Origin of the sequence: Niastella sp. OAS944, assembly GCA_024809215.1 — a bacterium.
Classification (GTDB): domain Bacteria; phylum Bacteroidota; class Bacteroidia; order Chitinophagales; family Chitinophagaceae; genus Niastella.
Genome location: JANUBW010000005.1, coordinates 374,823 through 393,518 on the forward strand (window position 1 = coordinate 374,823; position 18,696 = coordinate 393,518).

Below are 18,696 nucleotides of genomic sequence, written 5' to 3' on the forward strand. Positions count from 1 at the left end.
TGCGGACTTTGTATTTCAACTAAGAACTAAAAACTAAGAACAGTGAACTATTTAACAGGAATGAAGAAAAAGAACGTAGCTCCCTGCCCCGGTTCACTTTCAGCCCGCATAAACCCATGATGGTTCTCCACGATCTTCTTACAAATTGCCAAACCGATTCCAGAACCGGAATATTCATTTCGCCCATGTAATCGCTGAAACAGATCAAAGATCTTTTCGGCATACTCCTGTTCAAAACCAATACCATTGTCGGCTACACTAAACTGAAAATAATCCTTACCCGGCAAAGCAGCTTTCTCGTGCAAGTCCTTTCTTTTAACATAATTAGCTTTTATCTCAATAACCGGCGTTATTTCTTCTTTTGAGTATTTTAGCGAATTACTAATAAGGTTTGATAACAGTTGCCTGAACTGAAATGGTATTATACTAAGTGTAGGCAGGTGCGACGATTCAATTATGGCTTTCTTTTCTTCAATGCGATGCCCCAGCTCCTTCTTCACGTCATCCAGCAGTGCATTCAAATCGGTATTTTCGAAATTCTTGCGTGCTGTGGTTGTGCGCGAGAACTCAAGCAGCGAGTCAATCAGGTTTTGCATGCGAATGGCAGCTTTCACCATCCGTTCAAAGTAATCTTTACTGGTATCGCTTAAATTGGATACATCGCGTTGTTGTATCAGGTTGCCAAAAGCCTGTATCTTTCGCAGGGGTTCCTGCAAATCGTGACTGGCCACATAACTAAATGATGACAGCTCACTATTGCTCCGTTCCAGCTCACGGTTCTTTTGCTCCAGTTGTTCGGCATACATTTTCAACCGGTCATCGGCTAACTTACGCTGGGTAAGGTCGCGGGTAACTTTCGAAAACCCGATGATGTCGTTTTTATCGTTATGTAAAGCAGTGATCACGGTGTAAGCCCACAAGGTTGATCCGTCTTTTCGAATGCGCCAGCCTTCGTAAGTTGATTTACCATACACGCTTGCTTCTTCTATCAACTTTTCGGGTAAATGATGTTGCTGATCGGCATGATTGTAAAATATTCTAAAGTGTTTGCCAATGGCCTCATCGGCCGTATAACCTTTTATCTTCTCCGCGCCTTTGTTCCAGTTCTCTATCAAACCTTCCTTGCTAAGTAATATAATGGCATAATCCTCCACCTCATTGGTCATGCGCAAATAACGTTCTTCACTTTGCCGCAGCTCTTCGTGCCGTTGTTGCAATTGCTGGTTTATCTCTTTCAGGGTGCGGGTAGTTTCTTCCAACGCCTGGTTCTTGCGACTTATTTCCTGTGTTCTTTCCGCTACCCTGTTCTCCAGCTGAATGCGTATGGTTTTACGTTCGTGAATATCTATGCTCGATCCTATATAGCCCAAAAAGGTGCCATCGTACGAGAAACGGGGAATACCATTGCAAACGATCCACCTGTATTCGCCATCGTTTCGTTGCATACGAAACTCTACTTCAAAATCGCGGCGGGCCTCAAATGCTTCGTGATAAGCAGTTAGCCCCATATCCAGGTCCTCGTGCCAAATACCTTCCTTCCAGCCATCCCACAATTCCTGTTCCATAGCGCGGCCGGTAAATTCAAGCCAGCGTTTATTAAAGAATGTAAAGCGTTTTTGCGGGTCGCTCATCCACACCATTACCGGCGCAGAATTCACCACCACCCTAAATCGCTCTTCGCTTTCACGCAGCGTATGCTCAATTCGTTTTACTTCATCAATATCTGTACAGGTCCCATACCATTTTATGATCTGTCCGTTTTCATTTTTTATAGGCCTTGCCCGCACCAAAAACCAACTGTAAGCGTTGATGGGCGCCTTTACCCTGAACCTGAACTCAACTTCATACGGTTCACCTGTTCTTACTACTTCAAGCCATGAGGTTAAACAGCGGTCATAGTCGTCGGGATGAACATGAGCCAGAAAACTGCTGTTGCCAAATTCGTTTTCCTCCCCTATTAAAAGGTACCATTGTTTGTTATAGTAATCTACATAGCCATCGGCAGTCGCCGTCCACACGATCTGTGGCATTGAATCGGCCAGTTGCCTAAACTGCCCCTCCCGTTGCCTTACGGCATTTTCGGCCTGTTTACGCTGGTCGATATTTACAACTGAGCCAATGAAGCCTTCAAATACGCCGTTCTTATCAAACACCGGCGAACCGGAGTCGAGTATCCAGCGGTAAATGCCATCGGCCCCTTTAATGCGGTATTCAAGGTTAAAGGGAACATGACGGGCATTGGCTTCTTCAAAGCCGGTTTTCATTTGGTCTGCATCGTCGGGGTGTACGATCGTTAGCCAGCCACGCCCCAATGTATCTTCGGGCCGTTGCCCGGTATAATCATACCATTTTTGGTTTACGTATGTACAACTTCCATCGGGGCGGGTTATCCATAGCATTACCGGAACGGTATCGGCCAGGCGGCGAAAATAGTTCTCACTGTTTTCCATCCGCTTTCGCTCCAGCTCATAATCGGTTACTTCACGTGTTGCAATTATAACGCCGTCAATAGTGTCGGCTGCGCCCTGCACCGGAAAGAAAAGAATATTAAAATACGCCTCTACCAGTTTGCCATTACGCATCACCTGCATGGGCATCCCATTCTCAACATACGATACGCCGGTGGTCATTGCCTGGTCAATGAACATCTTAAACCGGGGCGCCTGCAACTCAGGTGCTCCCTCAAATACCAGTTTGCCGGCCAGGTCATTGGTATGCCTGCCGGTCATTTTTATGTAGGCCTCATTTGCCAGCTCTATCTTATGATCTTCTTTCTTTATAACAAGCATGCCTATAGGAAGCTGAAGTAATGCATCAAGGATGCTTTTCTGATCAGTTGCCAGGTTGGATTCATTTTCAGTGGCAGTAACCAGTATGCCGCCTGCCTCACCGGTTGCTGCTATAAGGGGTATGCAGGAGAATGTAAATGCAACCGGCTCCCTGTAGCCATGCCGGTTTATCATAAACTCTACGTTATGCAATATAACCGGCGTTCCCTGTAAGGCCTGCTCAAACGCCGGCGCCAATACACTCCATTGTTCGGTTAATATGGTGTGAACCGGTTGGCCCATAGCCATTTTTGAAGAACCGGTTATCAGCGGCTGGCTGGCGTCGTTATACAACAGGGTACCGGCTGTGCCCCATGCTATAAACATGGGCACGTGCGAATGCAATATAATGCTGGCGGCAGTTTGCAGTTGTAGCGGCCAGTTTGCCGGGTTTCCGGCAGGGTTGGCGGCCCAGTCAATGGATCTTATCAGTTTTCCTGCTTCACCACCACCCGATAAAAATGCTGATTCTTTCAAGGCGTTCACCTCCATACATAAAATGATTAGTGCACAGGAAGCCAATCGTTAAGGCTCCCCTTTCATTACCGTTGAAAATAATAGTTATTCGTGAATTCAAATAAAATTTTTCTATAACCTTTACCCCAATACTTTCCCAGCAACATTGATGTAAGTTACGCAAAGAAAAATAGCCACCCGTAGGTAGCTATTCGTATATGCTAGGGCCAGTTGGTTCATGATGGTGAATGGTCAATGGTGAGTGGTGAGTGGTGAGTGGGCTCGCGACAACTCATTATATCCCAGTAAGCCTCGCCTGCTGAACATTCGTGAGGCTTCGGCAAGCAAAAACAGCCGCACCAAAGCCCTCGTCAACTCGTTAACCAGTTAACTCGTCAACTTGTATTCCCTTTATCAACATTATCAACTCTATCACCTTCTCAACTCTATACCAGCTCTTCTTTCGCCGTCTTCGAATAATCATCAATTAACCTGCGCTGTTCATCAAATGGCACGGCCACATAATCAAAAAACTTCATGGTGAACTTGGCGCGGCCCTGGGTTATTGACCTCAGCGATGAAGAGTAGCCATCCATTTCGGCCAGCGGCACTTTGGCTATCACTTTTTGAAAATGCCCCTGGGTATCTATGCCCTCTACAACGGCCCGGCGGCTTTGCAGGTCGCCCATAACGGCGCCGGTTAAATCGTCGGGACATAAAACATCAACCTGGTAAACGGGTTCCAGTATCTGTGGGTCTGCCTGCTGAAAAGCCTGTTTAAAGGCCATTAAGCCTGCGATCTTAAACGAAATATCATTACTATCCACCGGGTGCATTTTACCGTCGTAAACCGAAACCCGTACATCACGTACATACGACCCGGTAAGGGGGCCCGTTTGCATTTTTTCCATAACACCTTTTAAGATAGATGGCTGAAAGCGATTGTCTATAGCGCCGCCAACAATACAGTTATAATACACCAGTTTGCCGCCCCAGTCGAGCTCGTGCACATCGCGGCCGCGAACATTAAGCCCCTGTGGGTCGGCCATGCCTTCGTACCAGGGTTCTATGCGCAAAAACACCTCTCCAAACTGGCCGGCGCCCCCGCTCTGCTTTTTGTGGCGGTAATTGGCCTCGGCCATGCGGCGAATGGTTTCGCGGTATGGAATACGTGGCTTAATAAACTTTACATCAACCTTATGTAAATGCTCTATTTTCCATTTGGCCACCGCCAGGTGCATATCGCCCTGGCAATGTATAAGCGTTTGTTTTAGTTCCTGCGAAACTTCCACTATCAGCGTAGGATCTTCTTCCCGTAACTGGTGCAATGCCTGTGATAGTTTTTCCTCTTCGTTCTTTTTCACTGTTTCAATGGCCACTGTCATATTGGGTGGTGGAAATTCAATGGGATGCAGTTCGTAATTTTTGCCCTTTACATGCAGGGTATTGTTTACGTGGGTGTTCTTTAGTTTAAGTGTGGCGCCTATATCGCCGGCCACCAGCTCGTTGATATTGCTGCGTTTATTTCCTTCAACCAAAAACAATTGGTTCAGCTTTTCGGTAATACCCGTTGATTCATTTTCCAGCTCCATACCGCTTTGCACGGTACCTGAGTATACTTTAAAGAACGACATATCGCCTACGTGCGGTTCGCTAATGGTCTTGAACACAAAGATGCAGGCGGGGCCGTTGGCATCGCAGGGCAATGCCTGGTTATTTTGTGTGGTTTGAGGCGGCATTTCATTGGCACTGGGGCATACATTGTCAATAAAGCCCATCAACCGGCCGCTGCCCATATTGCGTTCTGCGGAAAGACAGAATACCGGAAATATATCGTGGTTGATCATGGCTTTTTTCAACCCGCTTTTCATTTCATCTTCATCCAGCTCTCCTTTATCGAAGTATTTTTCCATCAACGTTTCATCATTGCTGGCTACGGTCTCAATTAGTTCCTTATGCAATTCATCGGCACGTTCACGTTCATCGTCGGGTATAGGTAATTTTTCGGGTTTGCCGCCCGTGTCTTTGAATTTATACATGGTCATGCGAAGCACATCTATGATCTCATGAAAACCGGCGCCCAGTTGCCGCGGGTATTGCACTACGGCTACTTTACCGCCAAAATGCGCTTTTGCTTCGCGTATGGTCTTATCAAAATCGGCGTTGTCTTCATCCAGTTTATTTACCGCAAAGATCATAGGTGTTTTAAACTGTTCGGTGTATTCCCAAATGATGTCGGTGCCAACTTCAACACCCATTACGGCATTCAATAACATAACGCCGGTATCGGCTACCCGAAGGGCCGATATCACTTCACCAACAAAGTCGTCGTAACCGGGCGTATCAATAATGTTGATCTTATAACCCCGCCATTTGGTATGCATTAATTTGGAGAAGATGGAGTTACCGCGTTCCTGTTCCAGTTCGTGGTAATCACCGATGGTATTTCTTTCGGCAATGGTGCCGCGGCGGGTAATGAGGCCAGCTTCATATAGCATGCATTCCGCCAATGTGGTCTTACCGCAGCCGGCGTGGCCCAGCAAGACAACATTCTTTACGTGTGAGGTATCAAATTCAGCCATAGCAAACAATTTTTAAAATGAAGAATAGGTAGTTTTAAAAAGGTATGGATGCGGCTGATAGGGGGATCTTGTCAAATTGTAATTAGCATTTGACAAAGGAGTTGCTATTGGGTGCGTTACTTTCTGAAGTCGGAAGTAGGAAGTAAGAAGTATGAAGAGCCTGATATTCCAGGCTCCTGAATTTACTTCAAAGCCTCAAAATTCGCGAGTTTCTTACCTCTTATTTCCTACCTCTTACCTCTTATTACATCTGGTTCTTAAAAATTTAAAAGTCTGCTATTTACAAGCAGACATTCGTGGGTTAGGCTATATGATTTGCAAAATGCGAAAATTCCTCCTTTACTTCAGTCAGGGTACTTTCCAATTGCTGATAATCGTTGAATAATTTCTCGTGATCGGAGGTCGTGTCGTCTGCCAGGTTTTGTCCCGTACTGTCTGCCATTTCATTGCTAAGCCTGCGGTGGTGAAGTTTAATGGCTTGCTTGAGGTCGTGAATGTTAATGAGCTGAATGTGGAACTGATTGTCGAGGTGCTCAATTTCAAGAAGAACGTCTTTGTTGGTCTGATGGCCGGCAAGATCTTGAAGGTGGTGTTTAAGCTGACCGAATTCATCTCGGTAAGAACGCAATGTCTCCCTCCAGGCATTGCATTCTCTTGATAGCTGTGCGATATCAGTAGTTACCATGGGAGAAAATTTATAAATGAAGAAATAAAAGAGCTTCTTACATTGGAAGATAAGGTTGTATGTGCGATGGAGTAGTTAATTAAATTTAAGAAACATTTGCCGAATAAACCGGAATGCGTGGATAAAAATTCTGAACCTCTTGTTAATAACAAGAAATTATAATTCATCTCTCCTTTTCAGCTATATTTTAATAACCTATATGCAAAATACTGTATACCACTAAGTTGTTTTGGTAGGAATTAGAGCCGGCCGCATATGGCCTGTTTGTATATTAATTTTTGCAGGGAACGCCTCTTTTGCTGAGCATGGCTTCGGCCTTGGCAAGCTGTTCAATGTTGCTCAATTGTTTTTTTGCCTTCATAAAGCCCAGTTTAACCAGCAATGTTATTAGCGCTTTATACAGAAAAAGAACAAACCGGAACCGGCAAAATGGTATTGCCTTGAAAGCGGTTAAAACACTTTCCTGAAGTTTTACAATATACACATGTTTAACAGCAGTGCTTTGGGTTTGAGAAGCTACGTTTTGTGAGGTGGATAGAATTTTTGAAGAAAGAAGTTTAAAGGAATTGAATTGCTGGAACTTTACTTTAAGCAGATCGAAATTTTTGATACAGCCATCAATGCCTTTTAAAAGTAAATAATACTCAATAGCCTCATTCGCAGAAAGATTATTTTTTACGTTAGCTGAAAGATACATGGTAAGCTCGTGGCGTAACTCGCGAAACTGGTGCAGTGATTGACCTATATAATAAACTTTTATAAAAGTAAAATACTGGTAAATAAAGAATACGGCAAGTGCAATTGATATGCTTATAAACATTAACATAGGTTACAATTTTATTTTGCGCGCTTATTAAAACCAATTTCTTCACTTATCATAAAGATAACCCTGTCATTTAGCGTTTGCTCCCTATCGGCCAATCGTTTTATTTCTTCATTTTTTGCCTTTAAAACCCTTTTGAACCAAATGTACTGTAATATTAATATTGCAATTATAAGTGAAAGTACCAGGCCAACATATGGCCCAAAGTAATGGATCATTTCTGATAAGGTTGGCAATCGTGTACCCACTTTTCCCATTTTGAAACAAACCTATGTTTTTTTTCTAAAGCTTTTTCTCCCCCCTCCCATTTTTTGACCAATATCAAGTTCCTAATTATTAAATTTGTCGCCAATGATCAGTCAGCAAACCATACAGCAGATCCTAAGTCGGATAGATATAATTGAGATTGTAGGCGGTTTTATAAAGCTAAAAAAACGAGGCGCGAACTATTTGGGCCTTTGCCCTTTTCATGGTGAAAAATCACCCTCATTCACCGTTTCGCCCGCCAAAGAAATTTATAAATGTTTTGGTTGCGGCCGTAGCGGCAACACCATCAGCTTTATCATGGAGCACGAAAAGTACTCCTATGTTGAAGCCCTGCGTTGGCTGGCGGCAAAGTATAATGTTGAAATTGAAGAAACCGCGGTTAGCCCCGAAGTTAAACAACAGCAACTGGTAGCCGACAGCCTTTTCATTCTAAATGGTTTTGCCCGTCAGTATTTTACAAAGAATCTTTTTGAAAGCGAAGAAGGCCAGGCCATTGGTTTAAGCTACTTAAAAGAACGTGGTTTCAGGGAAGAGATCATGGAGCGCTTTCAGTTGGGATATTGTTTACAAACCCGCGATGCGTTTGCCCAAACAGCCCTGGCGGCGCAATACAGCGTTGAGAACCTGCAAAAAAGTGGTTTGGTTGTTGTTCGTGATGGCAAACCAATGGATAACTATCGCGGCCGTATCATTTTCCCGGTACATAACCAGTCGGGTAAAGTAATTGGTTTTGGCGCCCGTATCATAGGTAAAAGCGATAGAGCACCCAAATACATCAATACGCCCGAGAACGAGGTGTATATAAAAAGTAAGATCCTGTACGGCACCTATTTTGCCCGGCAGGCTATTGATAAATTCGATGAGTGTTTACTGGTTGAAGGGTATACCGATGTAATATCCCTGCATCAGGCCGGTATTGAGAACGTAGTGGCCTCTGGCGGTACTTCACTTACCATGGACCAGCTACGGCTTATAAAAAAATATACCAAGAACCTTACTATTATCTATGATGGCGATGCGGCCGGGGTAAAGGCTGCCTTGCGCGGGTTAGATATGGCGCTGGAAGAAGGCCTCAACGTAAAGCTTGTACTCATTCCCGATAAAGAAGACCCCGATAGCTATGTAAACAAAGTTGGCGCTACTGCCTTCAGGGAGTTCATCGATAAAAATAAAAAGGACTTCATCATCTTTCAGCTTGAAGTACAAATGAAAGATGTTGGCAACGACGCCAATAAAAAAGCAAGCGTGGTGAACCAGGTGGCAGAAACCATTGCCAAGATCAACAGGCTCGAAGATTTTACAAAACAGCAGGACTATATAAAAAAGTGTGCTGAGTTGTTGCGTATTGAGGAAGGCGGATTGGTTAACCTGGTGAACAAATTCATCAGGGAAAAAGTGGCCAAGGAAGAAAGCAAACATCAGCCACCGGCAGACCCTTCTCAGTTTTATGACGAGAATGCCATGCATGGCGAAGCTGCCGGTTATACCGACGAAAGCTTTAACCTCATCTTCAAAGACGAGCTGCAGGAAAAAGCACTGCTGAAGATCTTACTTGAGCATGGTATGGAACCCTGGGACCATCAGCAAAAAATAGCTGATTACATCTTCAATGAATCAATTGTTGAAGAAATGCTCGAAAACCAGATCATCTCCAAGGTAATGCAGCTCTATCGCGAAATGATGTCGAATAACCAGGAGCCAACCGATAAAGACTTTATCTTTTCGCAGGATAATGAAGTAAGCACACTGGTAGTATCGTTATTGAATTCGCCTTACGAATTAAGCGATCACTGGACGGCCGAAGCGCAGGCATTCTCCTCTTTGGAGCAGGGCTTTAGAAAGTATATGAATATCGAGTATGTTCATAAGCCATTGATGAAAGAGGTAAAAACCTTTAAAGACGATGTGCTGAGTACCCTGCAATTCCTGAAGTTGAAAAAGATAAAACACCTGATGGAGCAGAACCTGGGCGATTTGGAGGCTAATAACTCTTACGAAAAGTTTTTAGAACTGCTGCCTCCACACCTGCACATTAAGGAAATGGAAGTTGAACTGGCGAAGAGAACAGGTATTGTGTTTAAAAAGTTGTAACTACGATAAACTTCCAAGAACCAAGCTCCAAGATCCAAAAAATAAAACCCAAATTCCAAGTTCCAGGAACCAAATAAATTCCAATAAGGAAAATTCAAGAGTCCTAATAAGCCTTTTAGATTTATTGGGGTTTTGAGATATGTAACTTCCTTTTGGGGCTTGTGTTTTGGGATTTTGTATTTCTTATTTGGTTCTTGAGATTTGTGTTTTGGAATTTAAACAATTAACCCCGATCAGGACTTCATCCTATCGGGGTTAAAAATTACTTTTAATAGTCTGTCGTGATGAGACAGTTTAATAATGATTTGAAAGGCAAATCATAACCAGTTTAATCTATCATTGCGGGCGCAGGAGCAGCGGCTGCTCTCTTTCTGCCACCGGCGCTAACTTTTACCGTGGCAGCAGCCCTGTTGAACCGAATGGCGGTCCATACATGGTCTAAAGCCACTTCACAAGCGCCTTCAAATCCGGCGCTTTTAACACCATCCCAGCTGCATTCCCTGGTCAGGTTGGTAGCAATTTTTGAAGTGCTTTTTGGATAAGCAATCCAAAACTTACTTTCTTCCTGGAGACAAGGGAGTACATCCCTTAAAATGCCGTTTAATTGATTTTCGTTTACTGCAAACACCAAAGCAAAGTCGATCTTACGAGTTTTTAACAGTGGTGTTACATTTTTGGCAAACGATAATTTGGCAAATTGCTTCTCAATTGAGGAAGGCAAACCTTGAATTAACACGTTCTTTTCTTCCTGTAATTGAAGCTTTTCTAACAAATTTTGCGACATGCCGAAGGTTTTTGTAATAAGCTTTTCAGGTTATAAAAATAGACGGGATTGCAAAGGTATGAAATGTTGTTCACGGTATAAAATAAAATTTAACAACATTGGTGCAGAGCACTAACTTCCACACCAAATGCTGTTAAATGTTTATAGGATTGGTTTAATCTAAATCAATAAGCCTCAGGCTGCAAGCAGTGTGTATTAAGCCTTTGGCCCTAAGCAAAAAATAATTTGAACCATACCCTTGCTAAACTCTTTTGCCAGCTTGTATTTATCCAAAATGGCCATCATATAATTGCATTATAATATGTGTCTCAATGACAAATTAGCGATGGCCCATGATTTAATTCTTCCCCTCTCCTCCTCCTCCTTCCAAATGTACCTGCCTGAACCTGTTATCATCGCCTCCGGTAACATTAGTGTTCGCTGTAGTTATTGTCCAGCGTTGACGCGTTTTGCCTGTATACCTGGTTTGCAATACTGCTGCGCCATTATTAACAGAACCACCAAATACTTCCAGCACCTTACCGCTTGCTTTATTCACCAGTTGCAGTTCACCTTTATTACCTTCTTCGATCAATCGCCACAGTTGGCTGTCATTGTCCTTGGCATCTTTTATATGCACCTGTACATTATCTTTCGATCCGCCGGGTACATCCAGCGCACGTCCGCTTACCTGGCTCGTTATTTTGTACCATCCCTCTCCTGCATATTCAAATCGCCAAAGCTGACAATCCTTCCCGGTCCACGCGGTTTGCGTGATCTTTGCTAATTGATTGCCCGAGCAATCGCGCGTGTTCAAAACCTTACGACTGCTTACATTAGTAATACGATATACGCCGTTGGGAATGCCTTTGAATTTTTCTTCCGGTACGGCATCATCTGCTTGGTTATCTACTATAAGTTCAGCATACTTAAACCAGTTCCAGTGTTTGCCCGGGTCTAAATGGGCATTGCCATTAAAATGCTGATGCCCTTTGATGTTGAGTGTGCCGGCAGTAGCAGCGCCGCGGTAACAGGCCGAACCATCAATGGAGTAGCGGGCGCAAATATCACGCACCAGTGCAGCCGAACTCCGGTACATTTTATCTGAATACCATTTATTACCGCTTTCAATAAACCCTTCGTGTTCTATACCTATTGTATAGGCATTGGCGCTTTGTGCATGCAAAGCCATATCGCTTTCCTTTACCATTTGGGTTATTTGTCCGTCAGAAGCCCGTACAATATAATGCGACGAGCTATGAGCGGCCCCATTCCTGAACCACGATATGGTAGCTGCATAACTGCCCTGTGTGGTATGAATGGCAACATGGGTTATTTTGCCGCCTATGCGGCCGCTTTGATAATTATTGGTATTTGCTTTTAGATACAGGGCTTGTTTATAATCAGCTGCTGCAGCTTCTGTGGCCTCATGTGCTGCGGGCGTTTCCTGTATATGCGTTGCCGCAATGATAGTGGTGTTATAGGTTTCCGCCGGTTTATTACTGTTGAACAGGACGCTGTCTTTATCCACATTGATATCAATAACGGGTGATTCTAACTTACGTAACAAAGGCGCCGGAAAGATCTTTTCCATTTGTACCTTAACCGGCGCTCTTTTCAGCGAAGGGGTGGTAAACCCGTTTCGCAACTGATCGTATATATCATATTTGTACAGGGCCAACGCATACTTGTTGATCATGGAGCTGTCGTCGGGAAATTCAGCCAGTTTATCGAATATACTGGCAAATGCTTCAGTGCTAAACTTTACATCAATTTGTATAAAGCTTGCTTCGCGACTTAAAAACTTGGCTACCGACAGTACCTGTAACCGAACATCTTTATCATATTGATCCGGCGTTATGTTGCTGCTATTGCAAACCGTCCACAGGTTGTTTTTGAAATAGCCCCGGCCATTTTCAATAAGCGCGAATATGCCATGCCGTTGCGGCATGCCGGTACAATTATTATTGGCCGATGTGGTGGGTTGAAGGTTTATCAGGCGCGATGCCGAATAGGCTGCCGCTTCCAGCACGCCACGTGGAATATTCGGATAACGCCAGTATGCCTCTTCAAAATATGACTCCAAACCCATTATCGGTTGTTGGGCCTGCACCATCAGATGCATCAGAATTCCCACGGTAGTCAATGCAAGCAATTTCCGCTTTCTCATAATTAAACGGGTTTATTTTATACTTCGTTTTGAGTAAACTTTCTTGCATTATAGAGATGATTTATTTACACTAATAACAGTGGTGTTAGGCAATCGGCAATAAGAACCCTGCAACTGATGGTAGCAAGTATGCAAACCAGTTGGCATTGCCGATTCACGATTAACGATTCACGATGTAATGGATATATGGACCTTCTAACGGTGCTGTAAAAACGGGTAAGATGAAATCAGACGTTAACCCTCGTATACTTTTATAACAGCTTGTTTAGGGAAAGACAGGTGTTGCTTAACCGAGGGGGTAGAAAACAAGCTATGTGCCACTTTTGTAGTTTGAGATCATAAAAAGAGCTTTATGATTGATAGATTATTCACATTCACTCATTGCTCATATGGTTATTACTGATAACCATCGTATAAATCCCACAATGCAACAGAACATACTGAAATAAAAAAGCGCTCCGTTTAGGCGGAACGCTTTCGTAATATTATTGTAAGAACTACTATTTACCTACAGGTTTGTAGTATTTCATTGCTTCTGGCATAAAATCACGCAGCTTTTGAATACGGGTATCTTCAGCCGGGTGGGTACTAAGTATTTCTGGTGGTTTTGAACCGCCCGAAGCAGCTTTCATTCTTTCCCACAAAGCAATTGCTTCCTGGGGATTATAACCAGCCATGCTGGAGAAGATGAGACCAAACTGGTCGGCTTCCAACTCCTGTTTACGGCTAAATGGCAACATAGCGCCTACGTTTGAACCAATACCATAAGCACTCAACAGAATGTTTTGGGCTGCAGCACTTTTATTGGCAATGGCTACCGACAATGCCTGCTGACCCATTTGCTGAATGGCCGACTGGCTCATACGCTCATTACCGTGTTTTGCCAGGGCGTGGGCAATTTCGTGGCCCATTACTACCGCCAGGGCGGCTTCGTTCTGTGTAATGGGTAATAAGCCCGTATACACTACTATTTTACCACCAGGCATACACCAGGCATTCACTTCCTGCGAATTCACCAGGTTGTATTCCCATTTATAACCTTCCAGCTCGGCTGTTTTACCCTGACTGGAATAATATGAATTAATAGCATTTACCAGCCGCTGCCCTACCCTGCGCACCATTTCAGCGTCTTTGCTGCCACTGGTGCTAACCACTTTATTTTCGGTTAAGAACTGCTGATATTGCTGGGCGGCCATTGACTGAATATCGGCCTCGTTGTAAAGAGTTAACTGATTTCTACCTGTAATTGCATTTTGTGAACAGGAAGCTATGCCAGTTGCCAACACGGCGGCAAGTATAGCCTTATGCATGACTTGTTTCATTTCTCTAATGGGTTTACTTCTTTTTAATTAAACAATCCTTATACCAAGCTATTAGGTAAAGCAATAATATCCTGCTTTTAAAGCAGAATGTAACTCATTCTTTAACAAACTTATAAAATCAAAGCAATACCATCAAATTAAGAAAATCCACAAGGTTTACTTTCGTATGAAAAACACTGAATGTAAGGTGGGAATTTAATACCTCAAATTAACCAATTGGCAATTGGCAATAGGCAATTGCCAAAGAACTAGGATTACATATACCCTTTAAATGAAGAAAGACTGTTGCCATACAACAGTCTCTTCTATAATTTTTGCCAATTGCTTATTGTCTATTGCCTATTTTCTTCTCCTTTCTTTCCGTCTGTCGCGGTATTTGAGAATAGGCACTTTGCTTTCGCCGCCACGTAATAAACGGGTAATGTTCTTTTGGTGTGTAAGTACAACCAGTAAGGCTACGGCAATGGCAAAGGCGCGATAAAGCGGCTCTTTTTCATTGAAAATAACCAGAATGAAAACGGCAAATGCTATGCTGGCGAGAATTGAACTAAGTGATACGAAACGGGTGAGGTATAAAACCAGAAGAAAAATTCCAACACACAGGAGCGCCACTAATGGCTGAATTGCGAGGATCATTCCAAACAGGGTGGCAACCCCCTTTCCGCCCCTGAAATTCGCCCAAATGGGGAATATATGGCCTAAAACAGCAGCTAAACCCAGCCCCACCATAAAATTGGTGCGGTCCCATTCATTAGCGCCCTCCATATAATAAGGAAGTAAAATGTAAAGGCTGGTGGCGGCAACGCCTTTCAGCATGTCAACGATCATGACAAAAGTGCCCCATTTGGAGCCTAAAACACGGAAAGTATTGGTAGCACCGGCATTTCCACTGCCGTATTCACGGATATCGATTCCAAAAAACGCTTTACTAACCCATACAGCTGTTGGAATAGAGCCGATCAAATATGCTATTACAATGAGTAAAGCTTCTTTCATTGAATAGTTGGTTGAAAGTTAGATGACGAAAATATGGAAAAAAAGTTAATTAATTGATAACTATCAGGTTCTTGGCGTTATTATTTTTTAAACAGTAAACACATCCAATCGCCTCTTGTCTTACATTCAAGAACTTTTAATCCATTGTTTGCTGCGCACTTCTCAATATCGGGTCTGTCACCGATCAAAAGCCCGCTCATTATTACAACGCCATCCAATGTTAAATGTTGTTTAATTCCTTCCATATTTGCCAGCAATACATGTTTATTTATGTTCGCCAAAATAATATCGAATTCTGTAGACATTTGTAAAACATCTGCCTGTTGTATGGTAATGTTCGAACAGTGATTAAGCGCTATATTTTCTTCGGAATTGTTTATACTCCATTCATCGTTATCTATGGCGAGAATTGGGTTTGCTCCCAGCCTTTCGGCTAATATCGCCAACACACCTGTACCAGTGCCAAAATCAAGTACATGTTTATTGTTGAAGTCAAATTGCTCCATGCTTTGTATCATCAGGTGCGTGGTAGCGTGATGGCCAGTGCCAAAACTCATTTTAGGCGTGATGATTATTTCATGCTTTACATTTTGTAAAGGCGCATGAAAATGGGCGCGGATGCCGCAAAATTCATCAATGATAACGGGTTGAAAATTCTCCTCCCACTCTGCATTCCAGTTTCTTGGTGCAATCACTTCTTTGGTTATGGCCGTATCGGTACCTGCAACCAATTCATACGTATCTGCTTCAACATACAGGTCTTCAGGAATAAAAGCAGTGAGATAGTTCAGGCCTTCTTCAAAGCCTTCATAGTTAAGTTCTGTTAGCTGCGCTAAAAGGATCTCCTGTTGTTCTTTCGATACCGGCTGAAATTTTATCTGAACGTAGTTTTGCATGAAAATTAACTCGTTTAAAAAAAAGAAGGCCTGCATTTTAGTACAGACCTTCCTATATTCTCCTATCTTAAATTCTTACTGTTGCGGGCTCTGTGGCTTTTGGCCTTCAGGCTTTGGCATCAGGATCTTACGGCTCAGTTTGAACTTGCCGGTTTTGTGATCAATGCCAATCAGTTTTACTTTCACTTTCTCGCCTTCTTTCAACACACCTTCCATTGTTTCGAGGCGTTTCCATGAAATTTCGCTGATGTGTAACAAACCTTGTTTGCCAGGTAAGAATTCAACGAATGCGCCAAATTCTTTAATGCCTTTTACAGTGGCTTCGTATACTGAACCTACTTCAGGCACAGCAACGATACCTTTGATCCAGGCAACGGCTTTATCAAGACCTTCTTTAGCCGGGCTAAAGATGCTAACCTCGCCGTAATTACCAACCTCTTCAATGTTGATAGTGGCGCCGGTTTCGCGTTGAATTTCCTGAATAATTTTACCCTGGGGCCCAATAACCGCACCAATGAATTCCTTGTCGATAAACAATTTCTCCATTCTTGGTGCATGAGGTTTAACCTCGGTTCTGGCTTCACCAATGCTTTCATACATGGCCTCAACAATGTGCAGGCGGCCTTTACGGGCTTGCTCCAACGCTTCGCGCATGGTTTCCATGCTTAAGCCATCTATTTTGATATCCATTTGCACACCGCAAATACCATCGCGGGTACCGGTTACTTTAAAGTCCATATCACCCAGGTGATCTTCATCGCCCAGAATGTCGGTAAGAATGGCGTATTTACCATCGCTTGCGCGGGTGATCAATCCCATGGCCACACCACTAACGTGTTTGGGAATGGGTACACCGGCATCCATCAACGCCAGTGAACCGGCGCAAACTGTAGCCATAGAAGATGAACCATTCGACTCCAGGATATCGCTCACTACACGAACGGTGTAAGGATACTCATTGCCGGGCATCATTTTTTTCAATGAACGCATAGCCAGGTTACCGTGACCAACCTCGCGGCGGCCGGGAGCGCGCATCATCTTCACTTCCCCTGTTGAAAATGGCGGGAAGTTATAGTGTAAAATGAATTTTGTATAGTCTGACACAGCCGCACTTTCAACCAGCAGTTCATCTAAAGGCGTACCTAAAGTAACAGTGGTTAAAGATTGTGTTTCACCACGGGTGAACAATGCAGAACCGTGTGGTGAAGGCAGAATGTCTACTTCCATATTCAATGGACGAACCTGGTCGAGTGCACGGCCGTCTAAACGAATACGATCGTCGAGGATCATATTACGAACCACTTCCCATTGCAGGTCGTCGAAATATTTTTTAGCCAGCTTTTTCACATCATCTTCCGCTTCTTCGCCCAGGCTGGTGATCAATTCATCTTTCAACGTATCGATAGCATCACTTCTGTCGTGTTTTGCAGAAGCCGAGCGGCTGATCTGGTAGATCTTATCCTTTGCAAATTCGGCTACTTTTTGTTGCAGCTCTTCATTTTGCACGGGTTTGGTGTAATCCCTTTTACCGGTTACGCCTTTTTTAGCACGCAGTTCTTCCTGTGCTTTGATCTGAAGGCGAATAGCTTCGTGTGCAATTTCCAGGGCTTTCACCATATCTTCTTCAGCACATTCGTCAGCTTCACCTTCCACCATCATCAGGTTTTTGCTGGTAGCGCCAATAATGAAATCCATATCGGCTTTAGCCAGCTCTGTGCGGCTTGGGTTAACAACAAATTGTCCTTCAATACGTGAAACACGTACTTCAGAAATGATCTCCTTAATGGGAACATCTGAAACTGCCAGTGCAGCTGAAGCAGCCAGGCACGCCAGTGCATCGGGCATCACTTCTTTATCGCTTGAAATAAGTGTTATCAGTACCTGAACATCACATAAATAATCTTCAGGGAAAAGCGGGCGTAAAGCACGGTCTATCAAACGGCTTACCAATACCTCATAGTCACTTAATTTACCTTCGCGTTTGAAGAATGAACCGGGAATACGGCCTGCTGAAGCAAATTTTTCATTGTAATCAACTACCAGGGGAAAGAACGATTGTCCTTCCTTGGGTTCTTTGTTGGCAACAACGGTTGCCAGAATGATACAGTTGCCTTGGCGAACTGTTACGGCTCCGTCGGCCTGACGGGCCAGGCGGCCGGTTTCAATAGAAACCTCGCGTCCGCCCCCTATATCAAAGGTTACGCTAATTGGTTGAGAGAGCATACTAAAGATGTAGTTTAATGGTCGCTAATACAACCTGCATTAGGTGGGATATTGCGCAGGCAATAGCAGCAACCGGTTATTAAAACAACAAGTTCAGAAAAAAAGTATAGCAAAAACAACTATTCCCAACCGGAAAACAGTTGGGAATAGTTGTTTCTTATAATATACACTTATTTTCTGATACCAAGTTTTTCGATTAAAGCGCGGTAACCTTGCAGGTTATGTTTGCTCAGGTAAGTGAGCAGGCTTTTACGTTGACCAACCAAAGTCATAAGACCACGGTGAGTTGAAAAATCCTTCTTGTTTTGTTGAAGGTGTAAAGAAATCCCGTTGATGCGTTCTGTCAACAACGCAATTTGGCCCTCTACGGAACCAGTGTTTTTAGCATTGCCACCATATTGTGCAAATACGCTCGAAACTTTCTCTTTTGTTAAATAAGGCATCTCAATTTGTTTAAAAACTCCAAAAAAAATCTTCTTAATTTGCCGGCAAAGGTATGTAATAAATTATTATTGAGTGAGTAATATGGGGAAATTTTTTTTTGACAAAAGGCCTATTTTTGGCCTTTCCGGGTTACAGGTTGCAAGTTACAGG

General features: G+C 43.4%; 12 protein-coding genes. 1 reads left to right on the forward strand and 11 read right to left on the reverse strand.

Annotated elements, in window-relative coordinates; translation table 11 throughout:
- Positions 1-47 precede the first annotated feature (47 nt).
- The 4 genes from GGD38_RS22255 to GGD38_RS22270 all read right to left on the reverse strand — a co-directional run bounded on the left by GGD38_RS22255 (position 48) and on the right by GGD38_RS22270 (position 7,377).
- Positions 48-3,320, reverse strand: a complete 3,273-nt coding sequence (locus GGD38_RS22255) for a PAS domain S-box protein (protein WP_375301406.1) — start codon at positions 3,318-3,320, stop codon at positions 48-50.
- 410 nt (positions 3,321-3,730) lie between these two features.
- Complete coding sequence (locus GGD38_RS22260; protein WP_375301407.1) at positions 3,731-5,866, reverse strand: elongation factor G; 2,136 nt, start codon at positions 5,864-5,866, stop codon at positions 3,731-3,733.
- A 301-nt stretch (positions 5,867-6,167) separates the two neighbouring features.
- Positions 6,168-6,551 (reverse strand): hypothetical protein, encoded by a 384-nt coding sequence (locus tag GGD38_RS22265; RefSeq protein WP_375301408.1) that lies wholly within the window; start codon positions 6,549-6,551, stop codon positions 6,168-6,170.
- 271 nt (positions 6,552-6,822) lie between these two features.
- Positions 6,823-7,377: a hypothetical protein gene (locus GGD38_RS22270; RefSeq protein ID WP_375301409.1), complete on the reverse strand. Its 555-nt coding sequence runs from the start codon at positions 7,375-7,377 to the stop codon at positions 6,823-6,825.
- 348 nt (positions 7,378-7,725) lie between these two features.
- Here GGD38_RS22270 and dnaG point away from each other — a divergent pair, with 348 nt between their 5' ends.
- Positions 7,726-9,732, forward strand: a complete 2,007-nt coding sequence (gene dnaG, locus GGD38_RS22275; protein ID WP_375301410.1) for a DNA primase — start codon at positions 7,726-7,728, stop codon at positions 9,730-9,732.
- A gap of 328 nt (positions 9,733-10,060) precedes the next feature.
- Here the strand turns inward: dnaG and GGD38_RS22280 are convergent, their stop codons facing one another.
- The 7 genes from GGD38_RS22280 to rpsO all read right to left on the reverse strand — a co-directional run bounded on the left by GGD38_RS22280 (position 10,061) and on the right by rpsO (position 18,545).
- Complete coding sequence (locus tag GGD38_RS22280; RefSeq protein ID WP_375301411.1) at positions 10,061-10,516, reverse strand: hypothetical protein; 456 nt, start codon at positions 10,514-10,516, stop codon at positions 10,061-10,063.
- Between the two features lie 337 nt (positions 10,517-10,853).
- Complete coding sequence (locus tag GGD38_RS22285; protein WP_375301412.1) at positions 10,854-12,665, reverse strand: RICIN domain-containing protein; 1,812 nt, start codon at positions 12,663-12,665, stop codon at positions 10,854-10,856.
- 500 nt (positions 12,666-13,165) lie between these two features.
- Positions 13,166-13,987, reverse strand: a complete 822-nt coding sequence (locus GGD38_RS22290) for a M48 family metallopeptidase (RefSeq protein WP_375301413.1) — start codon at positions 13,985-13,987, stop codon at positions 13,166-13,168.
- A 339-nt stretch (positions 13,988-14,326) separates the two neighbouring features.
- Positions 14,327-14,983: a glycerol-3-phosphate 1-O-acyltransferase PlsY gene (plsY, locus tag GGD38_RS22295; RefSeq protein WP_375301414.1), complete on the reverse strand. Its 657-nt coding sequence runs from the start codon at positions 14,981-14,983 to the stop codon at positions 14,327-14,329.
- 80 nt (positions 14,984-15,063) lie between these two features.
- Entirely contained in the window at positions 15,064-15,879 is an 816-nt protein-coding gene (prmA, locus tag GGD38_RS22300; protein WP_375301415.1) for a 50S ribosomal protein L11 methyltransferase, read from the reverse strand.
- A gap of 75 nt (positions 15,880-15,954) precedes the next feature.
- The gene (gene pnp / locus GGD38_RS22305; RefSeq protein WP_375301416.1) at positions 15,955-18,102 is read right to left on the reverse strand and encodes a polyribonucleotide nucleotidyltransferase; all 2,148 of its coding nucleotides are present in this window, start codon (positions 18,100-18,102) and stop codon (positions 15,955-15,957) included.
- A 170-nt stretch (positions 18,103-18,272) separates the two neighbouring features.
- Positions 18,273-18,545, reverse strand: coding sequence for a 30S ribosomal protein S15 (rpsO, locus tag GGD38_RS22310; protein WP_375301417.1), 273 nt, complete (start codon positions 18,543-18,545; stop codon positions 18,273-18,275).
- Between the last annotated feature and the right edge of the window lie 151 nt (positions 18,546-18,696).